At 61.6% G+C, this 24,781-nt stretch carries 18 protein-coding genes and 1 pseudogene; 6 read left to right on the forward strand and 13 right to left on the reverse strand.

All coding sequences use genetic code 11. The features are described from left to right. Window positions 1-418: 418 nt before the first annotated feature. Window positions 419-1,495, reverse strand: coding sequence for a TIGR00266 family protein (locus KBY02_RS21475; RefSeq protein WP_024639794.1), 1,077 nt, complete (start codon window positions 1,493-1,495; stop codon window positions 419-421). 47 nt (window positions 1,496-1,542) lie between these two features. Further along, window positions 1,543-2,391: a carboxylating nicotinate-nucleotide diphosphorylase gene (gene nadC / locus KBY02_RS21480; RefSeq protein WP_104683684.1), complete on the reverse strand. Its 849-nt coding sequence runs from the start codon at window positions 2,389-2,391 to the stop codon at window positions 1,543-1,545. Window positions 2,392-2,745: 354 nt separating this feature from the next. On the opposite strand from nadC, the gene KBY02_RS21485 reads away from it, so the two are divergent. The 3 genes from KBY02_RS21485 to ampE all read left to right on the forward strand — a co-directional run bounded on the left by KBY02_RS21485 (window position 2,746) and on the right by ampE (window position 6,605). Next, a complete protein-coding gene (locus tag KBY02_RS21485; protein ID WP_060408949.1) occupies window positions 2,746-5,001 on the forward strand; it encodes a DUF1631 domain-containing protein in 2,256 nt (751 codons plus the stop codon). 203 nt (window positions 5,002-5,204) lie between these two features. Further along, a complete protein-coding gene (gene ampD / locus KBY02_RS21490) occupies window positions 5,205-5,753 on the forward strand; it encodes a 1,6-anhydro-N-acetylmuramyl-L-alanine amidase AmpD (protein ID WP_011266650.1) in 549 nt (182 codons plus the stop codon). 15 nt (window positions 5,754-5,768) lie between these two features. Further along, window positions 5,769-6,605 carry a regulatory signaling modulator protein AmpE gene (gene ampE, locus KBY02_RS21495; protein WP_003345100.1) on the forward strand — a complete coding sequence of 279 codons (837 nt, stop codon included), beginning with the start codon at window positions 5,769-5,771 and terminating at the stop codon, window positions 6,603-6,605. Between the two features lie 35 nt (window positions 6,606-6,640). On the opposite strand, the gene KBY02_RS21500 is transcribed toward ampE, so the two are convergent. Together KBY02_RS21500 and cra are read right to left on the reverse strand one after the other, a co-directional pair. Beyond that, window positions 6,641-7,441, reverse strand: coding sequence for a TatD family hydrolase (locus tag KBY02_RS21500; protein ID WP_032654556.1), 801 nt, complete (start codon window positions 7,439-7,441; stop codon window positions 6,641-6,643). Next, window positions 7,438-8,433 carry a catabolite repressor/activator gene (cra, locus tag KBY02_RS21505; protein ID WP_003406606.1) on the reverse strand — a complete coding sequence of 332 codons (996 nt, stop codon included), beginning with the start codon at window positions 8,431-8,433 and terminating at the stop codon, window positions 7,438-7,440. The genes KBY02_RS21500 and cra overlap by 4 nt, the downstream gene beginning before the upstream one ends. A 354-nt stretch (window positions 8,434-8,787) precedes the next feature. Here cra and ptsP point away from each other — a divergent pair, with 354 nt between their 5' ends. The 3 genes from ptsP to KBY02_RS21520 are packed head-to-tail and all read left to right on the forward strand — an operon-like array spanning window position 8,788 to window position 14,354. Beyond that, window positions 8,788-11,658, forward strand: coding sequence for a phosphoenolpyruvate--protein phosphotransferase (ptsP, locus tag KBY02_RS21510; RefSeq protein WP_011266652.1), 2,871 nt, complete (start codon window positions 8,788-8,790; stop codon window positions 11,656-11,658). After that, window positions 11,658-12,599 carry a 1-phosphofructokinase gene (pfkB, locus tag KBY02_RS21515; protein WP_003406610.1) on the forward strand — a complete coding sequence of 314 codons (942 nt, stop codon included), beginning with the start codon at window positions 11,658-11,660 and terminating at the stop codon, window positions 12,597-12,599. Before ptsP ends, pfkB begins: the two co-directional genes overlap by 1 nt. 12 nt (window positions 12,600-12,611) lie before the next feature. After that, on the forward strand, window positions 12,612-14,354 hold the full coding sequence (locus KBY02_RS21520) for a PTS fructose-like transporter subunit IIB (RefSeq protein WP_116894024.1): 1,743 nt from the start codon (window positions 12,612-12,614) through the stop codon (window positions 14,352-14,354). A gap of 38 nt (window positions 14,355-14,392) precedes the next feature. Here the strand turns inward: KBY02_RS21520 and KBY02_RS21525 are convergent, their stop codons facing one another. From KBY02_RS21525 to KBY02_RS21565, 9 genes and pseudogenes are all read right to left on the reverse strand, one after another. Next, on the reverse strand, window positions 14,393-15,571 hold the full coding sequence (locus KBY02_RS21525; RefSeq protein WP_116894025.1) for an acetyl-CoA C-acetyltransferase: 1,179 nt from the start codon (window positions 15,569-15,571) through the stop codon (window positions 14,393-14,395). A 107-nt stretch (window positions 15,572-15,678) separates the two neighbouring features. Next, window positions 15,679-16,549, reverse strand: a pseudogene (locus KBY02_RS21530) (oxygenase MpaB family protein). 383 nt (window positions 16,550-16,932) lie between these two features. Continuing rightward, window positions 16,933-18,597 carry a glucose-6-phosphate isomerase gene (pgi, locus tag KBY02_RS21535; RefSeq protein ID WP_103378524.1) on the reverse strand — a complete coding sequence of 555 codons (1,665 nt, stop codon included), beginning with the start codon at window positions 18,595-18,597 and terminating at the stop codon, window positions 16,933-16,935. A gap of 253 nt (window positions 18,598-18,850) precedes the next feature. Beyond that, window positions 18,851-19,702 carry a pantoate--beta-alanine ligase gene (gene panC, locus KBY02_RS21540; protein ID WP_024639806.1) on the reverse strand — a complete coding sequence of 284 codons (852 nt, stop codon included), beginning with the start codon at window positions 19,700-19,702 and terminating at the stop codon, window positions 18,851-18,853. Further along, entirely contained in the window at window positions 19,699-20,499 is an 801-nt protein-coding gene (gene panB / locus KBY02_RS21545; protein WP_024660963.1) for a 3-methyl-2-oxobutanoate hydroxymethyltransferase, read from the reverse strand. The genes panC and panB overlap by 4 nt, the downstream gene beginning before the upstream one ends. Before the next feature lie 228 nt (window positions 20,500-20,727). Beyond that, a complete protein-coding gene (gene folK / locus KBY02_RS21550; RefSeq protein WP_225650735.1) occupies window positions 20,728-21,234 on the reverse strand; it encodes a 2-amino-4-hydroxy-6-hydroxymethyldihydropteridine diphosphokinase in 507 nt (168 codons plus the stop codon). Continuing rightward, window positions 21,227-22,630 (reverse strand): polynucleotide adenylyltransferase PcnB, encoded by a 1,404-nt coding sequence (locus KBY02_RS21555; protein ID WP_003345072.1) that lies wholly within the window; start codon window positions 22,628-22,630, stop codon window positions 21,227-21,229. The genes folK and KBY02_RS21555 overlap by 8 nt, the downstream gene beginning before the upstream one ends. Beyond that, window positions 22,557-22,856, reverse strand: coding sequence for a hypothetical protein (locus tag KBY02_RS21560; RefSeq protein ID WP_141250145.1), 300 nt, complete (start codon window positions 22,854-22,856; stop codon window positions 22,557-22,559). The genes KBY02_RS21555 and KBY02_RS21560 overlap by 74 nt, the downstream gene beginning before the upstream one ends. Before the next feature lie 472 nt (window positions 22,857-23,328). Next, a complete protein-coding gene (locus KBY02_RS21565; protein ID WP_024639810.1) occupies window positions 23,329-24,762 on the reverse strand; it encodes a sigma-54-dependent transcriptional regulator in 1,434 nt (477 codons plus the stop codon). Window positions 24,763-24,781: the final 19 nt, after the last annotated feature.

Raw genomic sequence — 24,781 nt, forward strand, 5'->3', positions numbered from 1 at the left:
CGCGAAGCGTCCGGAACGGCATGCGCCGCAGAGCGCCGCACGATAGTTGCGATGATCGTTCCTCACGCTCCAGTGGACTGCAGTTCACGACGCTCTGCGTCGTCAAGAGGACGCGGAGCGTCCAGAACGGCATGCGACGCGGAGCGCCGCACGATAGTGAGATGATCGTTCCGCACGCTCCAGCGTGGGAATGCAGTTCACGACGCTCTGCGTCGCAAGAGGACGCGGAGCGTCCGGAAATGCATGCGACGCAGAGCGCCGCACGATAGTGAGATGATCGTTCCTCACGCTCCAGCGTGGGAATGCAGTTCACGACGCTCTGCGTCGTCAAGAGGACGCGGAGCGTCCAGAACGGCATTCGACGCAGAGCGCCGCACGATAGTCGGGATTTCTCCAATCTAATGACGTAGTGCTGAGGTCAGCGTTCGCTTCTGCCTACGCCTGCCGGCCCTGCGGCCAGCATGCGCCCGGCCAGTCGAGAGAAGGGCAGGCTTTGCAGCCATACCGTGCCGGGGCCGGTCAGTCTGGCGAAGAATACCCCTTCACCGCCGAACAGCATCGACTTGATGCCGCCACCGACCATGCGGATATCGTAATCGACCGTCTGGGTCATGGCTGCCAGGCAGCCGGTGTCGACATCCAGCGCTTCGCCTGCCGCCAGTTCGATCTTGCGCACCGTGCCGCCCATGTGCACGAACACCCAGCCGTCGCCTTCCAGCTTTTGCAGGATGAAACCTTCGCCCCCGAACAGGCCGGTGAGGATTTTCTTCTGAAACTGGATACCGATGGATACGCCTTTGGCGCCGGCCAGGAAACTGTCTTTCTGACAGATCAGCTTGCCGCCGAAATCGCGCAGGTTGAGCGGCAGTATCGTGCCGGGGTAGGGCGCTGCAAATGCCACGCGGCCCTTGCCCGAACCCTGTTGCGAAAACACTGTGGTAAACAGGCTCTCGCCGGTCAGCATGCGTTTGCCAGCACCGAACAGCGAACCCAGCAGCCCGGACGATTGATTGCTGCCGTCGCCGAAGATGGTTTCCATCTGCACGTCGCAGGTCTTGTACATCATCGCCCCGGCTTCGGCGACGGCGCTTTCGCCTGGGTCAAGTTCCAGTTCGATGAACTGGGTTTCCGTGCCGTACAGTTTGAAGTCCACGCCATCGGTGGTCTGCGCCAGGCCATAGCCGCCCGAGGCGTTCGGATCAGGCGTAAACGAAGGGCGTCTGGCGGGTACAGAGGCCGGCGCGGGTGTCGGGGCTGCCTGCGCGGGCAGCCCCGACGGCTTGGGCTGGATCATGTCCGGCGTCGGCTCAGGGAAAGGCGTCACACCGTCCTTCTTCATGGCGCGCACCTGCGGCACCTGATAGATCGGCTGCCAGTCCGGCATGCCTTGCTTCCAGCACCACGCACCGGGCGACTCACGGGCAATCAGCCGTGCAGCATCCGCGTCCATCGGGCCGAGTTGCTTGCCCGCGTTCATCACAAACCATTGTTCCAAAGCGTCTACTCCCGAGCGAATAGTGACAGTTGGCTGTGCGCGATGGGTCAGAGGCTCAGGCGCATGGACAGGTCCACGGCTTTCACGTCCTTGGTCATCGCACCGATGGAAATGTAATCGACACCCGTTTCGGCAATCACCCGCAGGGTATCGTCGTTGATGCCGCCGCTGGCTTCCAGACTGGCACGGCCCGCGGTGAGGCGCACGGCCTCGCGCATGTCATCAAGGCTCAATTCATCGAGCATGATGATGTCGGCGCCTGCGTCCAGCGCCTGCTTGAGTTCACCCAGGCTCTCCACCTCGACTTCCACAGGCTTGCCGGGTGCAATCCGGTGTGCCGCTTCCACTGCCTGGGCGATGCCGCCACAGGCTGCGATGTGGTTTTCCTTGATCAGAAACGCGTCGTACAGCCCGATGCGGTGGTTATGACAGCTGCCGCAGGTGACTGCGTATTTCTGCGCCATGCGCAGGCCGGGCAGGGTCTTGCGGGTATCCAGTAATTTGACCTGAGTGCCTGCGACCATGTCCGCGAAGTACTGCGCCCGCGTGGCCACTCCCGAGAGCATCTGCAGGAAATTGAGCGCGCTGCGTTCGCCGGTCAACAGCGAGCGGGCCGGGCCTTCAAGATGAAACAGGGCCTGATTCGGGCTGACTCGATCGCCATCGGTCACTTGCCAGTGCACGGCGACGCGCGGGTCCAGTTGCCGAAAGACCGCATCGACCCAGGCAGTACCGGCGATCACCGCTGCATCGCGGGAAATGATGGTGGCCTTGGCCAGTCGCTCTGCCGGAATCAATTGAGCAGTGATATCGCCGCTGCCGACATCCTCCAGCAATGCGCGACGCACATTGGCCTCGATCTCGGCGGTCAGGTCGGCAATTCGTAAATTCGGCATAGCGGGCTCCAGTAGCAAAGTCGTTCGAGTATAAGGCACCGCATCCCGCTTACCCACCTGCGCCAATGCCGGGGTGTTACTTCCGGGAACGTGCAGTTGGTCGGTTTGGCAAATTCGTTTGCGATGGAACGCGAATATCGCGGTCTATCGCTGCACATGAATGTCTTGCCGCTTCCTTTGCGAAAGTGAAAGAAAAGTCTGACTGGCGCTGATGACAAGTTTTGAAAGATAATCCGACTTGTAATTGACGCCATGGGTTTGACGTTGCGCAAGGCCAAGGGGGTCGCTTCACAGTGCGAGGGTAGCAAGCCACGTTTGTGATGGGGTTCAGGTTGTTTCCTGTCAGGGGGTGTAATGCCGAACGACGAAAAAGTAGTGCCGTTGAGCAAATCGTTCCCTTTACAGGGGGCGGGTACTCCTTTGGCCCGATTACCTGTTGTGTTGTTGCAGGTTCGCGACAAGGCTGCCCAGCAGCTCAAGGACGCATTGCAGGCGTTGTTCGATAACGCCGACGACACGCTGTTCGAAATGGCTGACCGCGCCCGCAGCAACACCGAGCAGAACATCTTTTTTGAAGCCATGCGTGACCTGCGCCTCAAGCGCAAAAGCATAGAACGTGGCTTTCTCGACAAGTTCTACGAGTCCTTCCTGGTCCTGGGTCAGTATCAGATTCAGGAACCCGTGCTTCCGGCCGCTGTGTCTTTCGATAAGCTGTCGCTGGTGCACAACGATGATCTCGAGAAGACCGTGGCCGTGGATGCCATGGTCAGCAAGGTCATGAGCCGTGACGCCCTCGCCCTGGGCCAGCTCACTGCCCGCCTGAACGTCCTCATTCCTCAAGCCATTGCCGAAGACTCCAACCCGCTGGGGCCGGCGATGCTCTGCAGATTCTTTCTGGAGGCCGGGCGCAGCCTTGGCGTCGAGATCAAGGTCAAGCTGATCATTCTCAAGCTGTTCGAGAAGTACGTCCTGGCCAATACGGACGATCTGTACAGCGAAGCCAATCAGTTGCTGATTGCCACCGGTGTATTGCCGGACATGAAAGCGTTGCCGGCCCGGCGCTCATCCGACCGGGCAGCGCCGAGAAGTCGCGCCGCCGAGATGTCCGACCCTGCCCTGAACGAAGCCGCCGACAAGCTCGACAAGGGTGTGCAGGAGGTTTTCTCGGCCTTGCAGGAACTGCTGCTGCACGTTCGCGGCAATCTTGCGCCGCGCCATGAACCCAACGCTGAAGTGCGTCCGATTTCCAGCCGGGACTTGCTGCGCCTGCTGTCTCACCTGCAGCAATATGTACCGTCGCAGGACACTGCAGACGATTTCGACCTGCGCAACCAGCTGGAACAGCTGCTGACGCGCGTCAACGTCAAAACCGGCAAATCCAGAATCGTCGGGGTCGGTGATGAGGATGTCATCAACCTGATCGCCATGCTGTTCGAGTTCATTCTCGATGACCGCAACCTGACGCCGTCATTGCGCGCTCTGATCGGGCGCCTGCAGATTCCGATGCTCAAAGTGGCGGTCATCGACAAAAGCTTCTTCAGCCGCGGCAGTCATCCTGCCCGCCGCCTGCTCAACGAAATTGCCACTGCCGCGCTGGGCTGGGGTGGTCGTGACGACTATCAGCGCGACTCGCTGTATCAGCGCGTCGAGCAGATCGTGCAGCGCCTGCTCAATGACTTTGTCGATGACCCGGCAATCTTCTCTGAATTGCTGGCGGATTTTCTGGCCTTCACCAGTGACGAACGTCGCCGCAGCGAGTTGCTCGAGCAGCGCACCCGTGATGCCGAAGAAGGCCGCGCGCGTGCCGAACTGGCCCGACAGCAGGTACAACATGAACTGAATCAGCGCCTGCTGGGCAAAACCTTGCCTGAGGTTGTTGTGCGGCTGTTGCAGGAGGCCTGGAGCAAGGTCCTGCTGCTGACCTGCCTCAAGCATGGCGAGGAGTCCAGCGAGTGGCAGGCCGGGCTGGAGACCATGGACGAGTTGATCTGGAGCGTCGAGCTGCATGATGACCCGCACGCCCTGCAGCGCCTGCTGGATCTGGTGCCGGGACTGCTCAAGTCGCTGCGTGACGGTTTGACCAGTGCCGCGTTCGACCCGTTTGCCACCAGCGATTTTTTCAGTCAGCTGGAATCGCTGCACGTCCAGGCGTTCCAGCACTTCTCGCGCTTGCAGGAAGGCGAGGGCGACACTGCGCAAGGCGGAACGGCGCAGGCAGACAGCCAGGCCGTCGAAGGCCCGCCGATGATGGCGGTGGTTGAAGAAATCGTCCTCATCACCCCTGAAGAGCAGATGCTCAATGAGCCGGTGGTCCAGTTACCTGACGATGACGCAGGCCTGCAGATGGTCGACAAGCTGCGGGTCGGTTGCTGGGTCGAGATTCAGGAAGATGAAGAGCACAAGCTGCGTTGTAAATTGACCGCGATTGTCGAGCCGACCGGGCGTTATGTGTTCGTCAATCGTACCGGCATGAAGGTTCTGGAAAAGACCCGTACCGGCCTTGCCGTCGAATTTCGTCGCGGCGCGGTACGTATTCTCGACGACGCGCTGCTCTTCGACCGGGCCCTGGAGTCTGTCATCAGCAATCTGCGCAAGCTCAAGGGCGCCTGATCGGCGGCTGTGCCTGTCGCCAGGCACCTGTTTGACTAAGGTGCCGACGCCCCGCGTCGGCCTGCAGTCCACGCCGCTGAGCCAAGGTTCCTTGCTGTCTACAGTGTGTTTCCTACATTGCGGATCCGTACCCAAGCCCCCACATCGGCTCCTGCCACGGGCATAATCAGCGCTACTTATTTTCCCCCGTTCAAGGAGCATTCATGCAACTGGACTCCGCAAGCGGCTGGTGCGACGGCGTGCAGCATTGCCCCTCGCCCAACTTCAATGCGCGACCCGAAGGCGAGATCTCGCTGCTGGTTATCCACAACATCAGCCTGCCGCCAGCGCAGTTCAAGACCGGCAAGGTGCAGGCTTTCTTTCAGAACCAGCTCGACATCGACGAGCATCCCTACTTTGTGGGGATTGCCGATCTGCGCGTTTCAGCGCATTTTCTGATCGAACGTGATGGCGAGGTCATTCAGTTCGTCTCTTGTCTTGATCGTGCGTGGCACGCCGGTGTTTCCAGTTTTCAGGGCCGGGAGGGGTGCAATGACTTCTCTGTGGGCATTGAGCTGGAGGGGACGGATGACCAGCCTTTCACTGATGCGCAATACGACGCGCTGATCGACCTGACGCGACAGTTGCGTCAGGCGTTCGAGGCGATCACCCCCGAGCGTATCTGTGGTCACAGTGACGTGGCGCCGGGACGCAAGACTGATCCTGGGCCCTGTTTTGACTGGGCCAGGTTTCGAGCGGCTTTGCTGGATTGATGTGAGGGACGAACAATGAGTTTTCTGGTGCTACTGCTGGCCGTTCTTATCGAAAAGTTTTCTGCGCTGCGTCAGCGCGTTCAGCGTGACGGACCGTGGCTGAAAGAACTGGCAAAACTCGAGGCCAGCCCGCGGACCTCGACACGTCCGTGGGTAATGCTGGCGCTGCTGGTGCTTGTGCCCGTGCTGATCCTGCAACTGGCGCTGACCATCATCGGCTCGGTGGCCTATGGCTGGCTGGTTCTGCCCATTCACCTGCTGGTGTTGATCTACAGCCTTGGCCGGGTTGACCTGATTGCGGTGCTCGGGCCGTTTCGCGATGCCTGCCGACGTGGCGATGCGCAGGCGGCGGTGCATGTGGCGGAGCGCGACATGGGCGTGCAGGCGGACAACAGCGAGCAATTGCTGCAGGGTGTGCAGGGCTACCTGCTCTGGCAGGCGTTTCAGAGTTTCTTCGCCGTGATTTTCTGGTACTTCGTACTCGGCCCGGTGGCTGCGCTGGCCTACAGGCTGTTGGCACTTGCTGCCGAGCACGGCAAGACACCCGCACTGGTGGAACGCGCAGGGCAGTTGCGTCATGCGTTCGACTGGGTACCGGTCAGGTTGCTCGCCGCCAGCTTCGCATTGGTCGGCAATTTTGTGGCGGTCACCCGGGTGATGCTGCATGAGCTGCTGAACTGGAACATCAGTGCTGCACAACTGATCACGCGCGTCGGCTGCGCCGCCAGCGAGGTTCCGCCGCCGATGATGGGCGCGCAGGGCGTTACCGGCCTCGACATGCTCTGGGAGCTGCTGGTACGTGCTGCGGTGGTCTGGTATGCGGGGTTCGCCCTGTGGACCCTTCTGCTCTGATTCGATCCTGGCCGCGCAGGCTCAGGCATGTGACATCAGGTGTGTGACAGGCGAGGCCAGTCGAACAGTTCGCAGGCATTGTCCGTGCTCGCCTGGGCCAGGCGCTCGGGGCTGATCTTCATCAGCCCCGCGAGGGCCTCGCAAATGTCGGGCAAATGCTGCGGGCTGTTGCGCTGATAGGGGTGCATGGCGGGCGCCATGTCCGGTGAGTCGGTTTCCAGCACCACGCTGTCCAGCGGCAGTTCGGCGATGACCCGATGCATGCGCAAAGCCTGCGGCCAGGTCGCGGCTCCGCCCAGACCCAGTTTGAACCCCAGCCTGATGTATTCGCGCGCTTCTTCGCGGCTTCCGGCAAACGCATGAATGATGCCGCTGCGCTGTGGCTTGTGGCGCTTGAGCGTCGCGATCACATCGGCATGGCTGCGTCGCACGTGCAGCAAGGCGGGCAGGTTGAAGTCGTTCGCCAGCTGCAATTGCGCGTCAAAGAGCGCCTGCTGACGCACCTTGTCCGGCTGCTCGACGTAATAATCCAGACCGATCTCACCTACCGCACACAGCTGCGGATGGCCTTGCAGGCGCGTCAGCCAGTCGCCCAGCTCGGTCAGGTGTGCAGTGCGGTGCTCATCGATGTACACCGGATGCATGCCGAACGCTGCGTGCAGGGCAGGGTTGGCCTCGGTCAGCTCCCAGAGCCGCTGCCAGTTACGCTGATACACCCCGAGCACCACCAGGCGCTGCACGCCGAGCGCCAGGCAGTTTTCCAGCACCTGAGTGCGGTCGGCATCGAAGTCCGGAAAATCCAGGTGGGTGTGGGTATCGATCAGCGTCACATTCACGCCTCGTGAATACGTTGCTTGAAGGCCCTGGCAATCGCATGCACGCCTGGCTGGTAGTCATCCTTCTCGATAGCCGCCAGCGCCAGTTGCAGGGCTTTGTCGGCGATCAATTGGTGTTGCTGGGCCATGGCGTTGACGGGCAGCGGCAGGAAATCCAGCAATTGAGTATCGCCGAAAGTGCCCAGATGCAATTGGGTTGATTGCAGTGCCTGACTTTGCAGTACATCGAACACGCCTTGCAGCAGCACGTAGGACGTGGTGATCAACGCGTCCGGAAGATGTCCCTGGCGCTGTAGCATTTCGGTCATCAAACGCTGACCACACTGGCGGCTGAACGCTTCGCCATGCTCAATGATGGTGGCTCCGGTAAACCCGTCGAGTGCGTGTTCGAAGCCGGCGGCACGCGCGCGACTGATGCTCAGTTCAGGACGTGCGCTGATCAGGGCGATGTGTCGCGGTCGGGTTTGCAGGAGGCTGTGGGTCAGTTGCTGACAGGCGTCGTGGTCGTCGCTGACCACCGAGCAGAAAAACTCGGGATTCATTTCCCGGTCGATGGCGATGATCGGCGTGCCCTTGAGCTGCAATTCGCGGTAGCTGTCGTCACCGGTCGGCAGGCAACTGGCGACCAGCAGTGCATCACAACGGCGTGCACGGAACAGCTGCAGAAGCTGCAGCTCGCTGGCGGGGTCGTCATCGGAACTGGCGATAAGGAGTTGATAACCGAGTCTACGCGCGCCTTGCTCGAGCAATTTGGCGATACGCGCATAGCTGGGGTTTTCCAGGTCGGGCAGGATAAAGCCCAGTGTCTTGCTATGACGGCTGCGCAGGCCCGCAGCTTGCGGGTTGGGCCGGAAGTCGTGCTGCTCGACCACGGCTTTGACACGCTCGACCGTTGCCGGGCTGATACGCTGTTTTTCGGCCTTGCCATTGATGACGTAACTGGCCGTAGTGACAGAAACACCTGCCAGACGTGCGATATCGCTCAGTTTCACCCCGGAATTTCCTTTTATTAGGTACGCGGCTCAGGACAATCGAGTTATTTTTTTCATGGCGCTGATCTTTACACCAGACCGTAGGAAATTCCCAAGTACTTCACGTATTTTAGGAATTGTCCCACAGTGATCGCACCGTCCGGGCTTCAATGAATCCCCAGAATCGAGTAACGTGCCGGGCAATTCTAGATTAAACGATTCAGCACGCCTGTTGTCTGCTGCAATCGAGATGAAAGTGATGTCCGATACGATGCTCGGACAGATATCACCTTCATCCCCCTAAGCTGTCGATCACACGATCGCCATTAAAACAAGAATCAGGTGGCGCCCTGGCGCTGCACAGGAGTCAAGGCAATGCTCGAACTCACTCTGGAGCAAATATCCATGGCCCAGTCGGCTGTGGATAAAACTGCCGCACTTAAGCTGATTGCCGACCACCTGGTCGCTGATGGTCTGGTTGCCGAGGGCTACCTCACCGGGCTGATGAACCGTGAGCAGCAAGGCTCGACCTTCCTCGGTCAGGGCATCGCCATCCCACACGGTACACCCGAAACCCGCGACCTGGTGTTTACCACCGGTGTGCGTCTGATGCAGTTCCCCGAAGGGGTGGACTGGGGCGACGGACAAATGGTTTACCTGGCGATTGGTATCGCTGCCAAATCCGACGAGCACTTGCGCCTGCTGCAACTGCTGACGCGCGCATTGGGTGAAGAGGATCTTGGCCAGGCACTGCGCGAAGCGAAGACCCCGGAAGACCTGCTCAAGCTATTGCAGGGCGCTCCGCAGGAACTGGCGCTCGACGCACAGATGATCAGCCTCGGCGTATCGGCCGACGATTTTGAAGAACTGGTCTGGCGCGGCGCACGCCTGTTGCGCAAGGCCGACTGCGTGAGTAACGGTTTTGCCGCCGTGCTCCAGCAAGTGGAAGCCTTGTCGCTGGGTGATGGCCTTTGGTGGCTGCACAGCGAGCAAACCGTCAAGCGTCCCGGTCTGGCGTTCGTCACCCCCGACAAACCCATGCGTTATCTGGGCCAGCCGCTGACCGGACTGTTCTGCCTGGCCAGCCTCGGTGAGGCGCATCAGGCGCTGCTCGAGCGTCTGTGCCTGTTGCTGATCGAAGGCCGCGGCCACGAGTTGGGTCATGCCACCAACAGCCGCGCCGTGCTCGAAGCGCTGGGCGGCGAACTGCCAGCCGAGTGGCCGACCCGGCAGATTCAACTGGCCAACGCCCATGGCTTGCACGCTCGCCCGGCGAAGATACTGGCGCAGCTGGCCAAGGAGTTTGACGGCGAGATCCGCATGCGCGTGCTGGAAACCGGCGAGGCCGCCGTGTCGGCCAAGAGCCTGAGCAAGCTGCTCAGCCTCGGCGCCCGCCGTGGTCAGACGCTGGAATTCATTGCCGAGCCGACCATCGCCGACGACGCACTGCCAGCCCTGATCGCCGCCGTCGAGCAAGGTCTGGGCGAGGAAGTCGAACCCTTGCCCGCCGTCTCGCAGACCGAGGCAGCGCCAGCGCCGGCCCCGGCTGCTGCCAAACCGCTCAGCGCTCCGCCAGCAGGCAGCGTGTTGCAGGCTGTGTCTGCTTCACCGGGGATTGCCATGGGGCCGGCCCACGTTCAAGTGCTGCAAAGCTTCGATTATCCCCAACGGGGCGAGTCGGTGGCTGCCGAGCGCGAGCGCCTGCACAAGGCGATCGGCGAGGTGCGCAGCGATATCGAAAATCTTATTCAGCGCAGCAAGTCCAAGGCCATCCGGGAAATCTTCATCACCCACCAGGAGATGCTTGAAGACCCGGAACTGACCAGCGAAGTCGAAGCGCGCCTCAACAACGACGAAAGCGCGGCCGCGGCCTGGGCCACGGTTATCGAGACCGCTGCGGTTCAGCAGGAACAACTGCAGGACGCACTGCTGGCCGAGCGCGCCGCAGACCTGCGTGACGTCGGTCGCCGCGTGCTGGCGCAGATCTGTGGCGTCGAAACCGTTGCAGCTCCGGACGAACCCTACATTCTGGTAATGGATGAAGTCGGCCCGTCCGACGTTGCCCGTCTCGACCCGGCGCAGGTCGCCGGCATTCTTACCGCACGCGGCGGTGCCACCGCGCACAGTGCCATCGTGGCGCGTGCGCTGGGCATTCCCGCGCTGGTCGGGGCCGGTGATGAAGTGCTGCTGCTCAAGCCGGGCACCGTACTGCTGCTCGACAGCCAGCGCGGACGGCTGACCGTCGCGCCTGACGAGGCGACCCTGCAGCGCGCAGTACAGGACCGTGACGCGCGTGAGCAACGTCTCAAGGCGGCCGCCGCAGCGCGCATGGAGCCCGCTGTGACGCGCGATGGTCATGCCGTCGAAGTCTTCGCCAATATCGGCGACAGCACCGGCACACCGGCTGCCGTGGAGCAGGGCGCGGAAGGCGTCGGTCTGCTGCGCACCGAGCTGCTGTTCATGGCGCATTCCCAGGCGCCGGATGAAGCCACGCAGGAAGCTGAATACCGCCGCGTGCTGACTGATCTGGGCGGGCGTCCGCTGGTGGTGCGTACCCTGGACGTCGGTGGCGACAAGCCGCTGCCTTACTGGCCGATCGCCAAAGAGGAAAACCCGTTCCTCGGCGTCCGCGGTATCCGTCTTACCCTGCAGCGTCCTGATGTCATGGAAAGCCAGCTGCGCGCCCTGTTGCGTTCGGCAGACAGCGGCCCGCTGCGCATCATGTTCCCGATGATCGGCACGCTCGAAGAGTGGCGTCAGGCGCGGGACATGACCCAGCGTCTGCGCGAGGAAATTCCGGTCAGCGACCTGCAACTGGGGATCATGATCGAAGTGCCATCGGCTGCGCTGATCGCCCCGGTGCTGGCGAAGGAAGTGGACTTCTTCAGCATCGGCACCAATGACCTGACGCAATACACCATGGCCATCGACCGCGGCCACCCGACACTGTCGGCCCAGGCTGACGGCCTGCACCCGTCGGTGCTGCAACTGATCGACATGACCGTACGCGCAGCGCATGCCAACGGCAAATGGGTGGGCGTGTGCGGCGAACTGGCTGCAGACCCGCTGGCGGTGCCGATTCTGGTCGGCCTGGGCGTGGATGAATTGAGTGTCTCGGCGCGCAGCATTGGCGAGGTCAAGGCTTGCGTACGTGAACTGACCCTGAGCAGCGCTCGGGAACTGGCGCAAAATGCGCTGACGGCGGGCAGCGCCGCCGAAGTCCGCGCGCTTGTGGAGGCTGTGTAATGGCGAAGATTCTTACCCTGACCATGAACCCGGCGCTGGACCTGACTGTGCAGCTGGGGCAGTTGGAACTGGGCCAGGTCAACCGCAGCACGGCGATGCTCACTCACGCCGCGGGCAAAGGCCTGAATGTGGCGCAGGTGCTGGCTGACCTGGGCCATGACCTGACCGTTGCCGGCTTTCTCGGCGTCGACAATCAGCAAGCGTTCGAAGCGTTGTTCGAGCGTCGTCAGTTCGTCGACGAGTTTGTCCGGGTGCCGGGCGAAACGCGCAGCAATATCAAGCTGGCCGAAGGCAGTGGCCGTATCACCGACCTGAACGGCCCGGGGCCGCAGGTCAGTGAAGAGGCGCAGCAGGCGCTGTTTACCCGCGTCGAACAGATCGCACAGGGTTTCGACGTGGTGGTCGTGGCGGGCAGTCTGCCGCGCGGCGTCACCCCGGAGTGGCTGCAAAAACTGCTGCTGATGCTCAAGGACCTCGGTCTGAAAGTGGCGCTGGACAGCAGTGGTCTGGCCTTGCGCGCGGGTCTGAAGGCCGGGCCCTGGCTGATCAAACCCAATACCGAAGAGCTGGCTGATGCGCTCGACGCTCCGATCATCTCCATCGCGGCGCAAGCCGAGGCGGCCGCGCGTCTGCAGGCGCAGGGCATCGAGCATGTGGTGATCTCTCAAGGCTCCGAAGGCGTGCACTGGTTCAGCCCGAGCGTGGCGCTGCATTCGCTGCCACCCAAGGTCACCGTGGCCAGTACGGTCGGTGCGGGTGACTCGCTGCTGGCAGGCATGGTGCACGGCTTGATCAGTGGCCAAGAGCCGCACAAGACCTTGCGCACTGCCACAGCGATCGCCGCCATGGCGGTGACCCAGATCGGTTTCGGTATCACCGATGCCGCGCAACTCAAACGGCTTGAAGGCGGCGTCACTGTACGCAGCCTTTCAGAACAATAAGAGAGGATCGTCATGAAGTTAGCCATAGTTACGGCCTGCCCGAACGGCAAGGTCAGCAGCGTACTCAGCGCACGATTGCTCGAAGCGGCGGCTCTGCGCCAGGGCTGGGAAACCAGCGTCGAAATCATCGATCCCAACAAGGCCGATCAGCAGTTGTCCGCCGAGGACATCGAAGCTGCCGATCTTGTCCTGGTGGTCAATACCGGTCCTGTGGACTTGAGCCGCTTTGTCGGCAAGCGCCTGTTTCAGGATTCACCTGCGCATGCGTTGCAGGATGTCGACAGCTTTCTGCAGCGCGCCGAGCGAGAAGCGCAGGTGCATGCAGCGTCCGAAGCAGCGGCGCCTCAGGCAAGCGGTGGCAGCGGCGGGCAACCGCGCATTGTTGCAATCACGGCCTGTCCGACCGGTGTAGCCCACACGTTCATGGCGGCCGAAGCGATCCAGCAGGCTGCCAAGCGTCTGAATTACGACCTGCAAGTCGAAACCCAGGGCTCGGTAGGCGCGCGTAACCCGCTCAGCGCCAAGGCCATCGCCGATGCCGATGTGGTGCTGCTGGCGGCGGATATCGAAGTCAACACCGACCGCTTTGCCGGCAAGAAGATCTACCGTTGCGGCACCGGGATCGCGCTCAAGCAGTCCGAAGCGACTCTGAAAAAAGCCCTGGCGGAAGGGCAGGTGGAGTCCGATGAGGCCGCCGCCAAGTCACCTGCCAGACAAGAGAAGGCGGGCGTCTACAAACACCTGCTGACCGGCGTGTCGTTCATGCTGCCGATGGTCGTGGCGGGCGGGCTGTTGATCGCTCTTTCCTTCGTGTTCGGTATCACTGCGTTCAAGGAGCCGGGCACGCTGGCTGCGGCACTGATGCAGATCGGTGGGGAAGCGGCGTTCAAACTGATGGTGCCGTTGCTGGCCGGTTACATCGCCTATTCGATTGCTGACCGTCCGGGGCTGGCACCCGGCATGATCGGTGGTCTGTTGGCGAGTACGCTGGGTGCCGGGTTCATCGGCGGTATCGTCGCAGGCTTCCTGGCCGGCTACAGTGCTGCGGCGATCAACCGCTACGCACGTCTGCCGGCCAGCGTCGAGGCGCTCAAGCCGATTCTGATCATCCCGTTGCTGTCGAGCCTGTTCACCGGTCTGGTGATGATCTACGTGGTCGGCAAGCCGGTTGCTGGCATGCTCGAAGCGTTGACGCACTTCCTCGACAGCATGGGCACCACCAATGCGATCCTGTTGGGTGTGGTGCTGGGCGCAATGATGTGCGTCGACCTCGGTGGGCCGATCAACAAGGCGTCCTACGCCTTCTCGGTCGGTTTGCTGGCGTCCCAGAGCTACGCGCCGATGGCCACCGCCATGGCTGCGGGTATGGTGCCACCCATCGGTATGGGCATCGCTACGATCCTGGCTCGCCGCAAGTTCGCCCAGAGCGAGCGTGAGGCCGGTAAGGCGGCGTTCGTGCTGGGGCTGTGCTTTATTTCGGAAGGTGCCATTCCCTTTGCCGCCAAGGACCCGTTGCGAGTGATTCCGGCCAGTGTCGTGGGTGGCGCGCTGACCGGTGCGCTGTCGATGTACTTCGGCTGCAAGCTGATGGCACCGCATGGCGGCCTGTTCGTGATGCTGATCCCCAACGCCATCAACCATGCGCTGCTTTATCTGCTGGCGATCATCGCCGGTAGTGTGCTGACCGGCGTGATCTACGCGTTGATCAAGCGTCCGGAGCCTGCTGACATGGAAGTGGCGCCCGCAGCCGCTTGATATGCAAGGCGCGGGCTGCCCCGCGCCTTCTTCCTGCTCTAGCGTTCGAGTGCCAGAGCAACCCCCTGACCACCACCGATGCACAGCGTGGCCAGGCCCTTCTTCACATCGCGCCTGATCATTTCGTGCAGCAGTGTCACCAGCACGCGGCAGCCCGATGCGCCAATCGGGTGACCAAGGGCGATAGCGCCACCATTCACGTTGAGCTTTTGCGGATCCAGCCCCAGCTCCTTGCCGACCGACAGGGACTGTGCGGCAAAGGCTTCGTTGGCTTCGATCAGGTCCAGATCGGCCAGCGACCAGCCAGCCTTGTCCAGGCAGCGACGCGTGGCACTGACCGGCCCGATGCCCATGATGGCCGGGTCGACACCGGCGTTGGCATACCCGGCAATGCGCGCCAGCACCGGCAGGCCCAGTTGCTCGGCTTTAGCGGCACTCATCAGCATCACGGCGGCCGCTCCGTCGTTCAGCGAAGAGGCATTGCCGGCGGTGACCGTACCGTCCTTTTTGAACGCGGGCTTGAGCTTGGCCAGCGTCTCGGCAGTGGTGCCGGCGCGGGGCTGCTCGTCTGTTGCGAAGGACAGCGGATCACCCTTGCGTTGCGGGATCAGGATCGGGGTGATCTCATCGACGAAGCGTCCGGCTTCAATCGCAGCCAGCGCCTTCTGCTGAGACAGGGCGGCAAACTCATCCTGGGCTTCACGGCTGATGTCGTACTGCTGCGCGAGGTTCTCGGCAGTGATGCCCATGTGGTAATCATTGAATGCATCCCACAGGCCGTCAGTGATCATCGTATCGACCATGCTGGCGTGGCCCATGCGCAATCCGGTGCGCGCGCCCGGCAGCACGTAGTTGGACAGGCTCATGTTTTCCTGGCCACCGGCGATGATGATCTCGGCGTCGCCGCAACGAATCGCCTGGGTCGCCAGGTGCAGGGCCTTGAGGCCAGAGCCGCAGACTTTGTTCAGGGTCATGGCCGGCACCGAGAAGGGCAGGCCGGCCTTGATGGCTGCCTGCCGCGCAGGGTTCTGGCCAGCGCCTGCGGTCAGCACCTGACCCATGATGACCTCATCGACCTGCGCGCCGTCCACGCCGGTGCGGGCAAGCAGTTGACGAATGACCGCTGCGCCGAGGTCGACTGCGGCGACAGAGGCCAGTGAGCCCTGAAAACTGCCCACGGCGGTACGCGTGGCGGCGACGATAACGACGTCGTGCATGGTGCTGATCCTCATTGTTATTGAGTGCTCATGGTGGCACAGATAGGCAGGCAGGTTCCAACCGTGAACCGCCCGGTCACGGTTTGCCGAAAACCTTCATGTCACGTTCAAACGCCCATGCGGCGTCTGGCACGTTGCGCCGATCCGTCGCGCACGGCCCAGCGCAGAATGGGCGCAGTATTGTTGACGCCCAGGCGGATCATCCGGCGCTTGAAGGGGCTTTGCGTGACGTCGAGCATGTCGCTGGCCCAGTCCGGCAGCAGCTCGATACCGGCGCGCATCATCAACACGCCAAAAGGCTTGGCCAGCCAGTTGGGTGCGGGCGCATCGAGCAGCAGGCGCAGCACTTCGCGGCTGCGCGCGTCACAGACCAGTTGGCCGCGTATGTCGGCCAGATAGTCAGCAATGGCCTGACGGGAGCGCGGAACGTTGCGCGCGCCGAGTCGCTCGGCGACCAGCGCCGTTTCCGCGTAGTACGCGTCCTGATCGGCGAGCGACATGTCCGGGTTGAGTGAGATAGCGCACATGCGCTGCGAGAAAGCTGCTGACTTCGGCTACATGCACCCAGGTCAGCAACTCCGGGTCGCTGGCGGCATACGGCCGGCCATCGGGCGCGGTGCCGACGATGTTCAGGTGAATGTTGCGGACCTTGTCGATCAGCCAGTTGGCATCTCGCGTGGAGCCGTAGGTGGTGCCGGACAGAAACTGCCCGGTGCGCCGCAGGCGGCCGAGCATGTCCTGACGAAAGTTGGAGTGGTCCCAGATGCCCGCCAGTGCCAGCGGGTGCAACGCCTGCAGCATCAATGCGCTGATGCCGCCGACCAGCATGCTGGTGAAATCGCCATGCACCTTCCAGCACACCGCCTGAGGGCCAAACAGACCCGGGTCGCCCTTGGGGGTCTCCAGATCCAGCTGACCCAGGGCCAGGCCGGTAAGGCTGATGACCTGGGTTTCGATGCGGGTGCGGATGAATTCCATGTCGGGCTCGGGCATCAGGGAGGGAAGTACGGCAAAGAGACTTTTGTGGTAACGGACCGTGCGACCCTTCGCTTGCTTGCGAAAGGGCCGGTACATCCGCTAAAGATGTATCACTCGAAATAAAGCTTTCGCGAACAAGTTCGCTCCTACAAGGAGAGCGTACATCCGCTGATGATGTACAGGGCTTCTGCCCGCAGGGCGTGGGAGCGAACTTGTTCGCGAAAGGGCCCTGTGCAGCCGCAGAAGTTTCTGCGTCTGACATAACGCCTTCGCGAACAAGGCGGATCGCCGCCCCGGTCGCTCCTACAAAAGCCCCGTTTCCCCTACTCATCAAGACTTCTGCGTAACGCTGAGCGCAGAGCGTGGGAACGAGAGGGAAACAATCAGCCGCGGTGACGGCCGCGGAAGTAATTGATCAGGCCTTGGGTCGATGCATCGTCAGCCGGCTCTTCGGTGCCGCCGGTCAGACGCTGGTACACCGCCTTGCCCATTTCCTTGCCCAGCTCCACACCCCATTGGTCAAAGGCGTTGGTGCCCCAGATCACGCTCTGCACGAACACCTTGTGTTCATACATGGCCACCAGCGCGCCAAGACGACGCGGGCTGATGCGCTCGACCACCAGCGTGTTGCTCGGACGGTTGCCGGGGATGACCTTGTGCGGTGCCAGCTTCTGCACCTCTTGCTCGTCCATACCCTTCTCGCGCAGCTCGGCTTCGGCTTCTGCGCGGGTCTTGCCCATCATCAGTGCCTGGCTCTGCGACAGACAGTTGGCGTACAGCCACTGGTGATGGTCGGCAACCGGGTTGAAGCTGACGATCGGCACAATGAAGTCGGCCGGAATCATCTGCGTGCCCTGGTGCAGCAACTGGTGGTAAGCGTGCTGACCGTTGGCACCCACGCCGCCCCAGATCACCGGCCCGGTGTCGGTCGAGGTCGGCGTACCGTCCTGACGGACGCTCTTGCCGTTGGATTCCATGTCCAGTTGTTGCAAGTGCTTGGTGATGTTGCGCAGGTAGTGATCGTACGGCAGGATCGCGTGGCTTTGTGCGCCCCAGAAATTGCCGTACCAGACGCCCAGCAAGCCCAGCAACACCGGCATGTTCTGCTCGAAAGGCGCGCTCTGGAAATGCTGGTCCATGGTGTAGGCACCGGACAGCAGTTCCTTGAAGTTGGACATGCCGATGGCCAGCGCGATAGGCAGACCGATGGCCGACCACAGCGAATAGCGACCGCCGACCCAGTCCCACATCGGGAAAATGTTTTCTTCACGGATGCCGAAGGCCACGGCCGCCGCGTTGTTGCTGGACACCGCGATGAAGTGGCGATGCAGTTCGACTTCCGAGCCGCCCTGCGCCAGGTACCAGGCGCGTGCAGCCTGCGCATTTTTCAGGGTTTCCAGCGTATTGAAGGATTTCGACGAGACGATGAACAGCGTGGTCTCGGCACGAATCTTCATCGACAGCTCATGGAACTCGCTGCCGTCGATGTTTGCCAGGTAATGGCAGCGGACACCTTTGTGCGCGTAGGCCACCAGCGCTTCGGAGACCAGCTCCGGGCCGAGGAACGAGCCGCCGATGCCGATGTTCACCACGTCGGTGATCGGTTTTTCGGTATAACCGCGCCACAGGCCGTCATGGATGCGGCCGACCAGTTCGGTCATCTGATTGAGGACGCGGTGTACGTCCGGCATCACATCGACGCCGTTGACTTTCAACTTGTCGCCGACCGGGCGGCGCAGAGCGGTGTGCAGGGCAGGGCGGCCTTCGGATGAGTTGACCAGCTCGCCATCATACTGAGCCTTGATCGCCTCCTTGAGGCCCACTTCACCCGCCAGGCTGACCAACAGGTCGCGGGTCTCGGTGGTGATCAGGTTTTTGGAATAATCGAGAAACAGACCGGCGCTGCTGAGGGTGAATTGGCTGAAGCGCTGCGGGTCGGTGTTGAACGCTTCGCGCATGCTAAAGTTCTGCATGGCCTGGCGGTGTTTGTTCAACGCTTGCCAGGCGGGCAGAGCGGTCACATCGGAAGGAGTGCGGTAGTACGCCATCGCTGCGGGTTTCCTTTAACTGGTTCTGTCTTTGGATATTCTTGGAGCGAGGTCGCAAGCTTTCTCACGGGCTACACATCGCAGACTACCCTTCGCGTACCTGTTTGTCTGCGCCTCGCCTTACATGACCCCGGTACTTTTTCGCACACAGGCAACCGGGGCTTTGTCACGAATACGGTCGGTTGTGGTTCAGGCAACCTGTACCGGTATGGCATTACCGGTGTGTCTTAGTTCATTGCCGGCGCACATCCCGTCAGCTTCTGGTCAGGTGCAGGTTGTCGATCAAGCGGGTTTTGCCCAGGAATGCCGCTGCGAGGATGACCACGTCGCGATTGTCGGCAGTCGCCGGACGCAGGCTGGTGGCATCGCGTATCTCCAGATAGTCGATGCGAAAACCGGCAGCCTCCAGTTGCTGCTTCTTGCTCGCCAGCAATGCGTCGAAATCCTGTTCGCCGGCACTGATCACGTCGGCGGTCTGGCGGATCGCCTGATACAGCGCGGGTGCCGCGGCGCGCTGAGCGTCGCTCAGATACCCGTTGCGCGAGGACAGCGCCAGGCCATCGTCGGCACGTACTGTCGGTTCGCCGATGATCTGGATCGGCATGTTCAGATCACGCACCATGGCCCGAATCACGGCCAGTTGCTGGAAGTCTTTTTCACCAAAGATCGCCAGGTCAGGCTGCACCATGTTGAACAGCTTGCTGACCACGGTCGCGACACCTTCGAAATGGCCGGGACGGCTGGCGCCACACAGGCCTTGCGACAGGTGCGGCACGCTGACCAGTGTCTGGTCGGCCATGCCATGCGGGTACATTTCTTCCACGCTGGGCGTGAATAGCAGATTGCAGCCGGCCTGCAGGAGTTTTTCCTGATCGGCAGCCAGCGTGCGAGGGTAGGTGGCGAGGTCTTCGTTGGGGCCGAACTGCAGCGGATTGACGAAAATAGTGGCGACCACGAAATCGGCACGCTGCGCCGCCTTGGTGACCAGCGCGGCGTGGCCGCTGTGCAGGTTGCCCATCGTCGGGGTCAGCGCGATCCGCTTGCCTTCGCTGCGTGCCCGCGCAACGGCGGCGCGCAGGTCCTGTACGGTTTTTACTGTGTTCATGCCGAGAATCCGTGTTCAGTGGCCGGAAAGCTGAGGTCTTTGACGGCGGCCACGTAGGCCCGGATAGCCGACTGGATATCGGCCTGACCGGTCATGAAATTTTTCACGAACTTGGGCACGCGCCCGGTGATGGACAGGCCGAGCATGTCGTGCAGCACCAGGACCTGGCCGTCGGTGGCGCTGCCGGCACCAATGCCGATGACCGGGATCTTCACCGCCTGGGTGATTTCCTCGGCCAGTTCGCTGGGCACGCACTCCAGCAGGATCATCGCTGCGCCTGCCTGTTCCAGTGCGATGGCATCGGCGCGCATCTGCCGCGCCTGCGCCTCCAGCCGGCCCTGAACCTTGTAGCCGCCCAGCACGTTGACTGCCTGTGGGGTCAGGCCCATGTGCGCGCACACCGGAATGCCGCGCTCGGCCAGCAAACGGATCGACTCGGCCAGCCAGGCAGCGCCTTCGACCTTGATCATGTGTGCGCCCGCCTGCATCAGCGTCGCGCTGTTGATCAGGGTCTGCTCCAGCGTTGCGTTGGCCATGAACGGCAGGTCGGCAAGAATCATCGCGCCCTGGTTGCCGCGTTTCACACAGGCAACGTGGTACGCCGTTTCAGCGGTGGTAACAGGCAGGGTGCTGTCGTGACCCTGCAGGACCATGCCCAGCGAGTCGCCTATCAGCAGCACTTCGACACCCGCCTGGGAGGCCGTGTGGGCGAAAGTTGCGTCGTAGCAGGTCAGCATGGTGATTTTCTCACCCTTCTGCTTCATGGCCAGCAGCGACGTAACGGTTATGTTCGGCATGTAAAGTCCTCCATCAGGCGCTGTGAAGACGGGTGCTCAGCGCGTGAGAGTCATCCTGGAAAAGCAGGCACACCGTCGTGTCGCGGTGTTTTGCAAAGGCCTGTTTCGCGCCCGTTCGCCTGTGGTGTGGCGGCGGGAGGCCTATCTTCGTGAGGAGGGGGCGTGAAGTCAATTGAAGGTGTTACCTGTGCGTCGGAGCGGTTACACCGGCGCGGTGACAGACAGGCTTCATGCCTCGGCGGGCAGACGCTCAAGACCTGTGAACGGGCATTCATCGAGCAGACGATTCAGTGGGCGCCCGTCGGCCAGTGTCAGCCCCGGAGCCAGCTCTGCCAGCGGGTACAGCACGAATGCCCTGGCCTGCATGTGGTAATGCGGCACCTTGAGGCGTGGCTCATCGATAAGATGGTCGCCGAACAGCAGAATATCGAGGTCCAGCGTGCGTGGCCCCCAGCGTTCGTGGCGTTCACGGCCCTGGTCCAGTTCGATGGCCTGTAGCGCATCAAGCAGCGTCAGGGGCGCCAGAGCGGTGTCGACAGCCGCGACGGCGTTGGTGAAGCGCGGTTGGCCGGGCAGCAGCGAGTCGCTGATATAGAAGGACGACACGCCGCTCAACTGACAATCGGGTAACTGCGCAATGGTCTTGAGGGCGCTGCGCAATTGCTCGGCAGGGTCAGCCAGATTGCTGCCCAGACCGATGTACACGCGTTCAGTGGCCAACAGCGGTTCATTCACCGCTTTGCGCCTCGCCCGTGGTGCGCTTGCGTTTGGCGCCGCTGTTACGACGCCGCTTGCGCGGGGCTGTGCCGGCCGCCTCGGGCTTGTTGCTCAGGTCGCGAATCATGTCGCGGCGTTCGCTGTCGTTGCAGTCCTGATAATCGGTCCACCACTGGCCCAGGCCATCGGTTTGCTCGCCCGCCGTTTCACGCAACAGCAGGAAGTCGTAGCCGGCGCGGAACCGCGAGTTATCAAGCAGTAGGTCGGCACGTTTGCCCGAACGGCGCGGCAGGCGCTCCTGCATGTCCCAGATCTCGCGGATCGGCAGCGTGAAGCGCTTGGGGATAGCGATGCGCTGGCACTGTTCGATGATCAGTTCGTGAGCGGCTTCCTGCATGGCTGCGATCGGCGGCATGCCACGTTCCTGGGCACGCAGTACCTTGGCCGGTAGCGCAGGCCAGAGCAGGGCAGCGAACAGGAACGCCGGCGTGACCGGTTTGTTCTGCTTGATGCGCAGGTCGGTATTGATCAGCGCATTGCTGATCAGCGTATGGGTGTAGGTCGGATTGTATTCCAGGGCCTTGGAGCTGGCCGGGAACAACGGTTCGAACAGTTCCAGGTCCACCAGCATTTCAAAGGTGGGGGCGGCATGCCCGGAGAGGAACAGTTTGAGCACTTCCTCGAACAGGCGTGCCGACGGAATGTCACGCAGCATCGGCGCCAGTGCACGGATCGGCTGAGCGCTGTGCTTCTCGATACCGAAGTCCAGCTTGGCAGCGAAACGCACGGCACGCAGCATGCGCACCGGGTCTTCCTTATAACGCTGCTCCGGATCGCCGATCAGGCGGATCAGGCGATTGCGGATGTCGTGCACGCCATTGGCGTAATCCAGGACGCGTTCGCTGACCGGGTCGTAGTAAAGCGCGTTGATCGTGAAGTCGCGACGCTGGGCGTCTTCTTCAAGCGTGCCGTATACGTTGTCACGCAGGATGCGTCCGCTTTCGTTGCGCGAGGACTGGTTGCTGTCCTCTTCTTCGTCATCCTGGGGATGATTGGCGCGGAACGTCGCCACTTCGATGATCTCGCGACCGAAGTGGATGTGCACCAGCTTGAACCGGCGGCCGATGATCCGCGCGTTGCGGAATTCGGCACGCACCTGTTCGGGCGTGGCGCTGGTGGCGACGTCGAAATCCTTGGGCGTGATGTTGAGCATCATGTCGCGTACGCAGCCACCGACCAGATAGGCCTGGTAGCCGGCGTTCTGCAGGCGCTCGACGATATTCACGGCATAGCGGCTGAACTGACTGCGTTGCAGCGAATGTTGGCTGCTGTTGAGCACTTCAGGCGTGGTGCGCGTATGTTGCTGCGGTTTGCGCAGTGGGGAACGAAATGACTGGAACAACTTCTTCAGCATGGGATGCACTGTTTGAAGGAATATTCGGCCAAAAACGTGGAATGACCGCATGATGGGCGGGGATTCTAGCATTTAGTCGAGGGATGGTGTAGGAAGCTGTCGCGGAAGGGTAAACGATGGCGCGGATCAATGCGGGGAAGCTACTGGGGGAGCCGAAGCTCCCCCAAAGTGTGTGCTCTTTATTATTGTTTTCTGCCTGGGCTTCTTGTTTTTGTTGAGTGCCCATTCACGAGACCTGCGTCTGTGAAACCTCCCAGTCGGGAGTCAAGAGCAAACGGATTGCTTTGGTCGCTGCGTTGCAATGATCATTCGATCCAACCAGTTCAGGCGCTACCTAAGGGTAGTTTTTGTTGTTCTCGGCCTGGTTGCGGGGCAAGCCCCAAATACAACTCCTCTCCAAAAGAATCAGTTAGCTGCGCCTCCGCCGTGTTGTTCTTGTTATGCGTGAGTCGATTCGTATTGTTTTTATTGTGGGTGTCGTACTGCTTGTTGTTCTTCTTGTACTAAACATATAGCAGAAGCTGTGCCAACTTTTTCCAGGTCCCGTAAACCGGGGCTTTGCGGGAAGCAGGGCGTTTTTGCGCACACAAAAAAGCCGGGCCTGCGTTACCGTAAGACCCGGCTTTTGTTACGTGAAACGCTTGAGGTAACAGTTTGTCCCCGCCCTGCGCACCGCGTGCCAGAGCCCTGGGCCGGTTTTATGTCTCGCTGGCGACGCCCTTGCGCCGCGGGATGCCCAGACGCTGACGGCGTTCCCACAGACATTTGCGACTGACGCCCAGCTTGCGCGCCAGCTCGGTTTCAGTCATGTGATCCTGATGCTCCAGAACGAAGTGCTGAAAATAGTCTTCGAGTGACAGGTCTTCGGCGGGCTCGTTGCCCGACGAGCCGGAAGAGCCCGGTAACGGCGCCATGCCCATGTACTCGTCGTCATCCAGACCGTCGAGCTCGATGTCGATGCCCAGCAGGTCAGCGGTGATTTCCGGGTTCTCGCACAGAATCACCGAGCGTTCCACAGCGTTTTCCAGCTCGCGTACGTTACCCGGCCAGCTGTAATGGCGGATCGCTTGTTCGGCGTCGTGTGCAAATTTGAGGTCGTCGCGCCCGACCTTGCCGCTCTGGCGAACCAGGAACGCATGGGCGATTTCCAGGATGTCGTTGCCACGTTCGCGCAGCGCCGGGAGCTTCAGGGCGATGACGTGCAGACGATAGAACAGGTCTTCACGAAACTCGCCATTTTTGGCCAGCGTTTTCAGGTCCCGGTGGGTCGCGGCAATCAGGCGTACGTCGACCTTTTGCGATTGCACCGAACCGACCCGGCGAATCTCGCCTTCCTGCAATACGCGCAGCAGGCGAGCCTGGGCTTCCAGCGGCAGCTCGCCGATTTCATCGAGAAACAGCGTGCCACCGTCAGCAGCCTCGACCAGACCTGCGCGGCCTGCGCTGGCCCCGGTGAACGCGCCTTTTTCATGACCGAACAGTTCGGACTCGATCAGCGATTCGGGAATGGCCGCACAGTTGACGGAGATCATCGGCGCCTTGGCGCGGCGTGAGAGGTTGTGCAGGGCGCGGGCGACCAGTTCCTTACCGGTGCCCGATTCCCCTTGAATCAGGACGTTGGAATCAGTCGGGGCAACTTTGCGGATCTTGCTGTAAAGATCCAGCATGGGCGGGCATGAGCCGATGATACCGATCTCGCCATTGTGGTTCTGTGCCGGGCCTTTTTCAGCGCTGCTGGTCCGGGCGGTGGCGCCGCGTTCGTCCTGAAGGTGCTTGACCGTCTGCCGATCACGCAGGATCCGCGAGACGGCCTGGAGCATTTCATCGTGATCGAAGGGTTTGGCGATGTAGTCCACCGCGCCCATCTTCATCGAATCGACTGCCGAGCGCAGGCTCGCGTAACTGGTCATGATCAGCACCGGTTTGCCCTCGCCGAGCTTGATCAGCTCGGTGCCGGGTGCGCCGGGCAAGCGCAGGTCGCTGACGATCAGATCGAACGACGGGATGCTGAAGCGTTCCTGAGCCTCTTGAACGGAGCCGGCTTCACTGACTTCATACTGGTTGCGTTCAAGCAGGCGACGCAGGGCTGAGCGGATAATCGTTTCGTCTTCGACGATCAAAATATGCGGCATTGATTCAGTTCTCTCGACG

It is taken from the genome of Pseudomonas sp. P129 (assembly GCF_020312195.1).
In the GTDB taxonomy this organism is placed as follows: Bacteria; Pseudomonadota; Gammaproteobacteria; order Pseudomonadales; family Pseudomonadaceae; genus Aquipseudomonas; species Aquipseudomonas fragariae.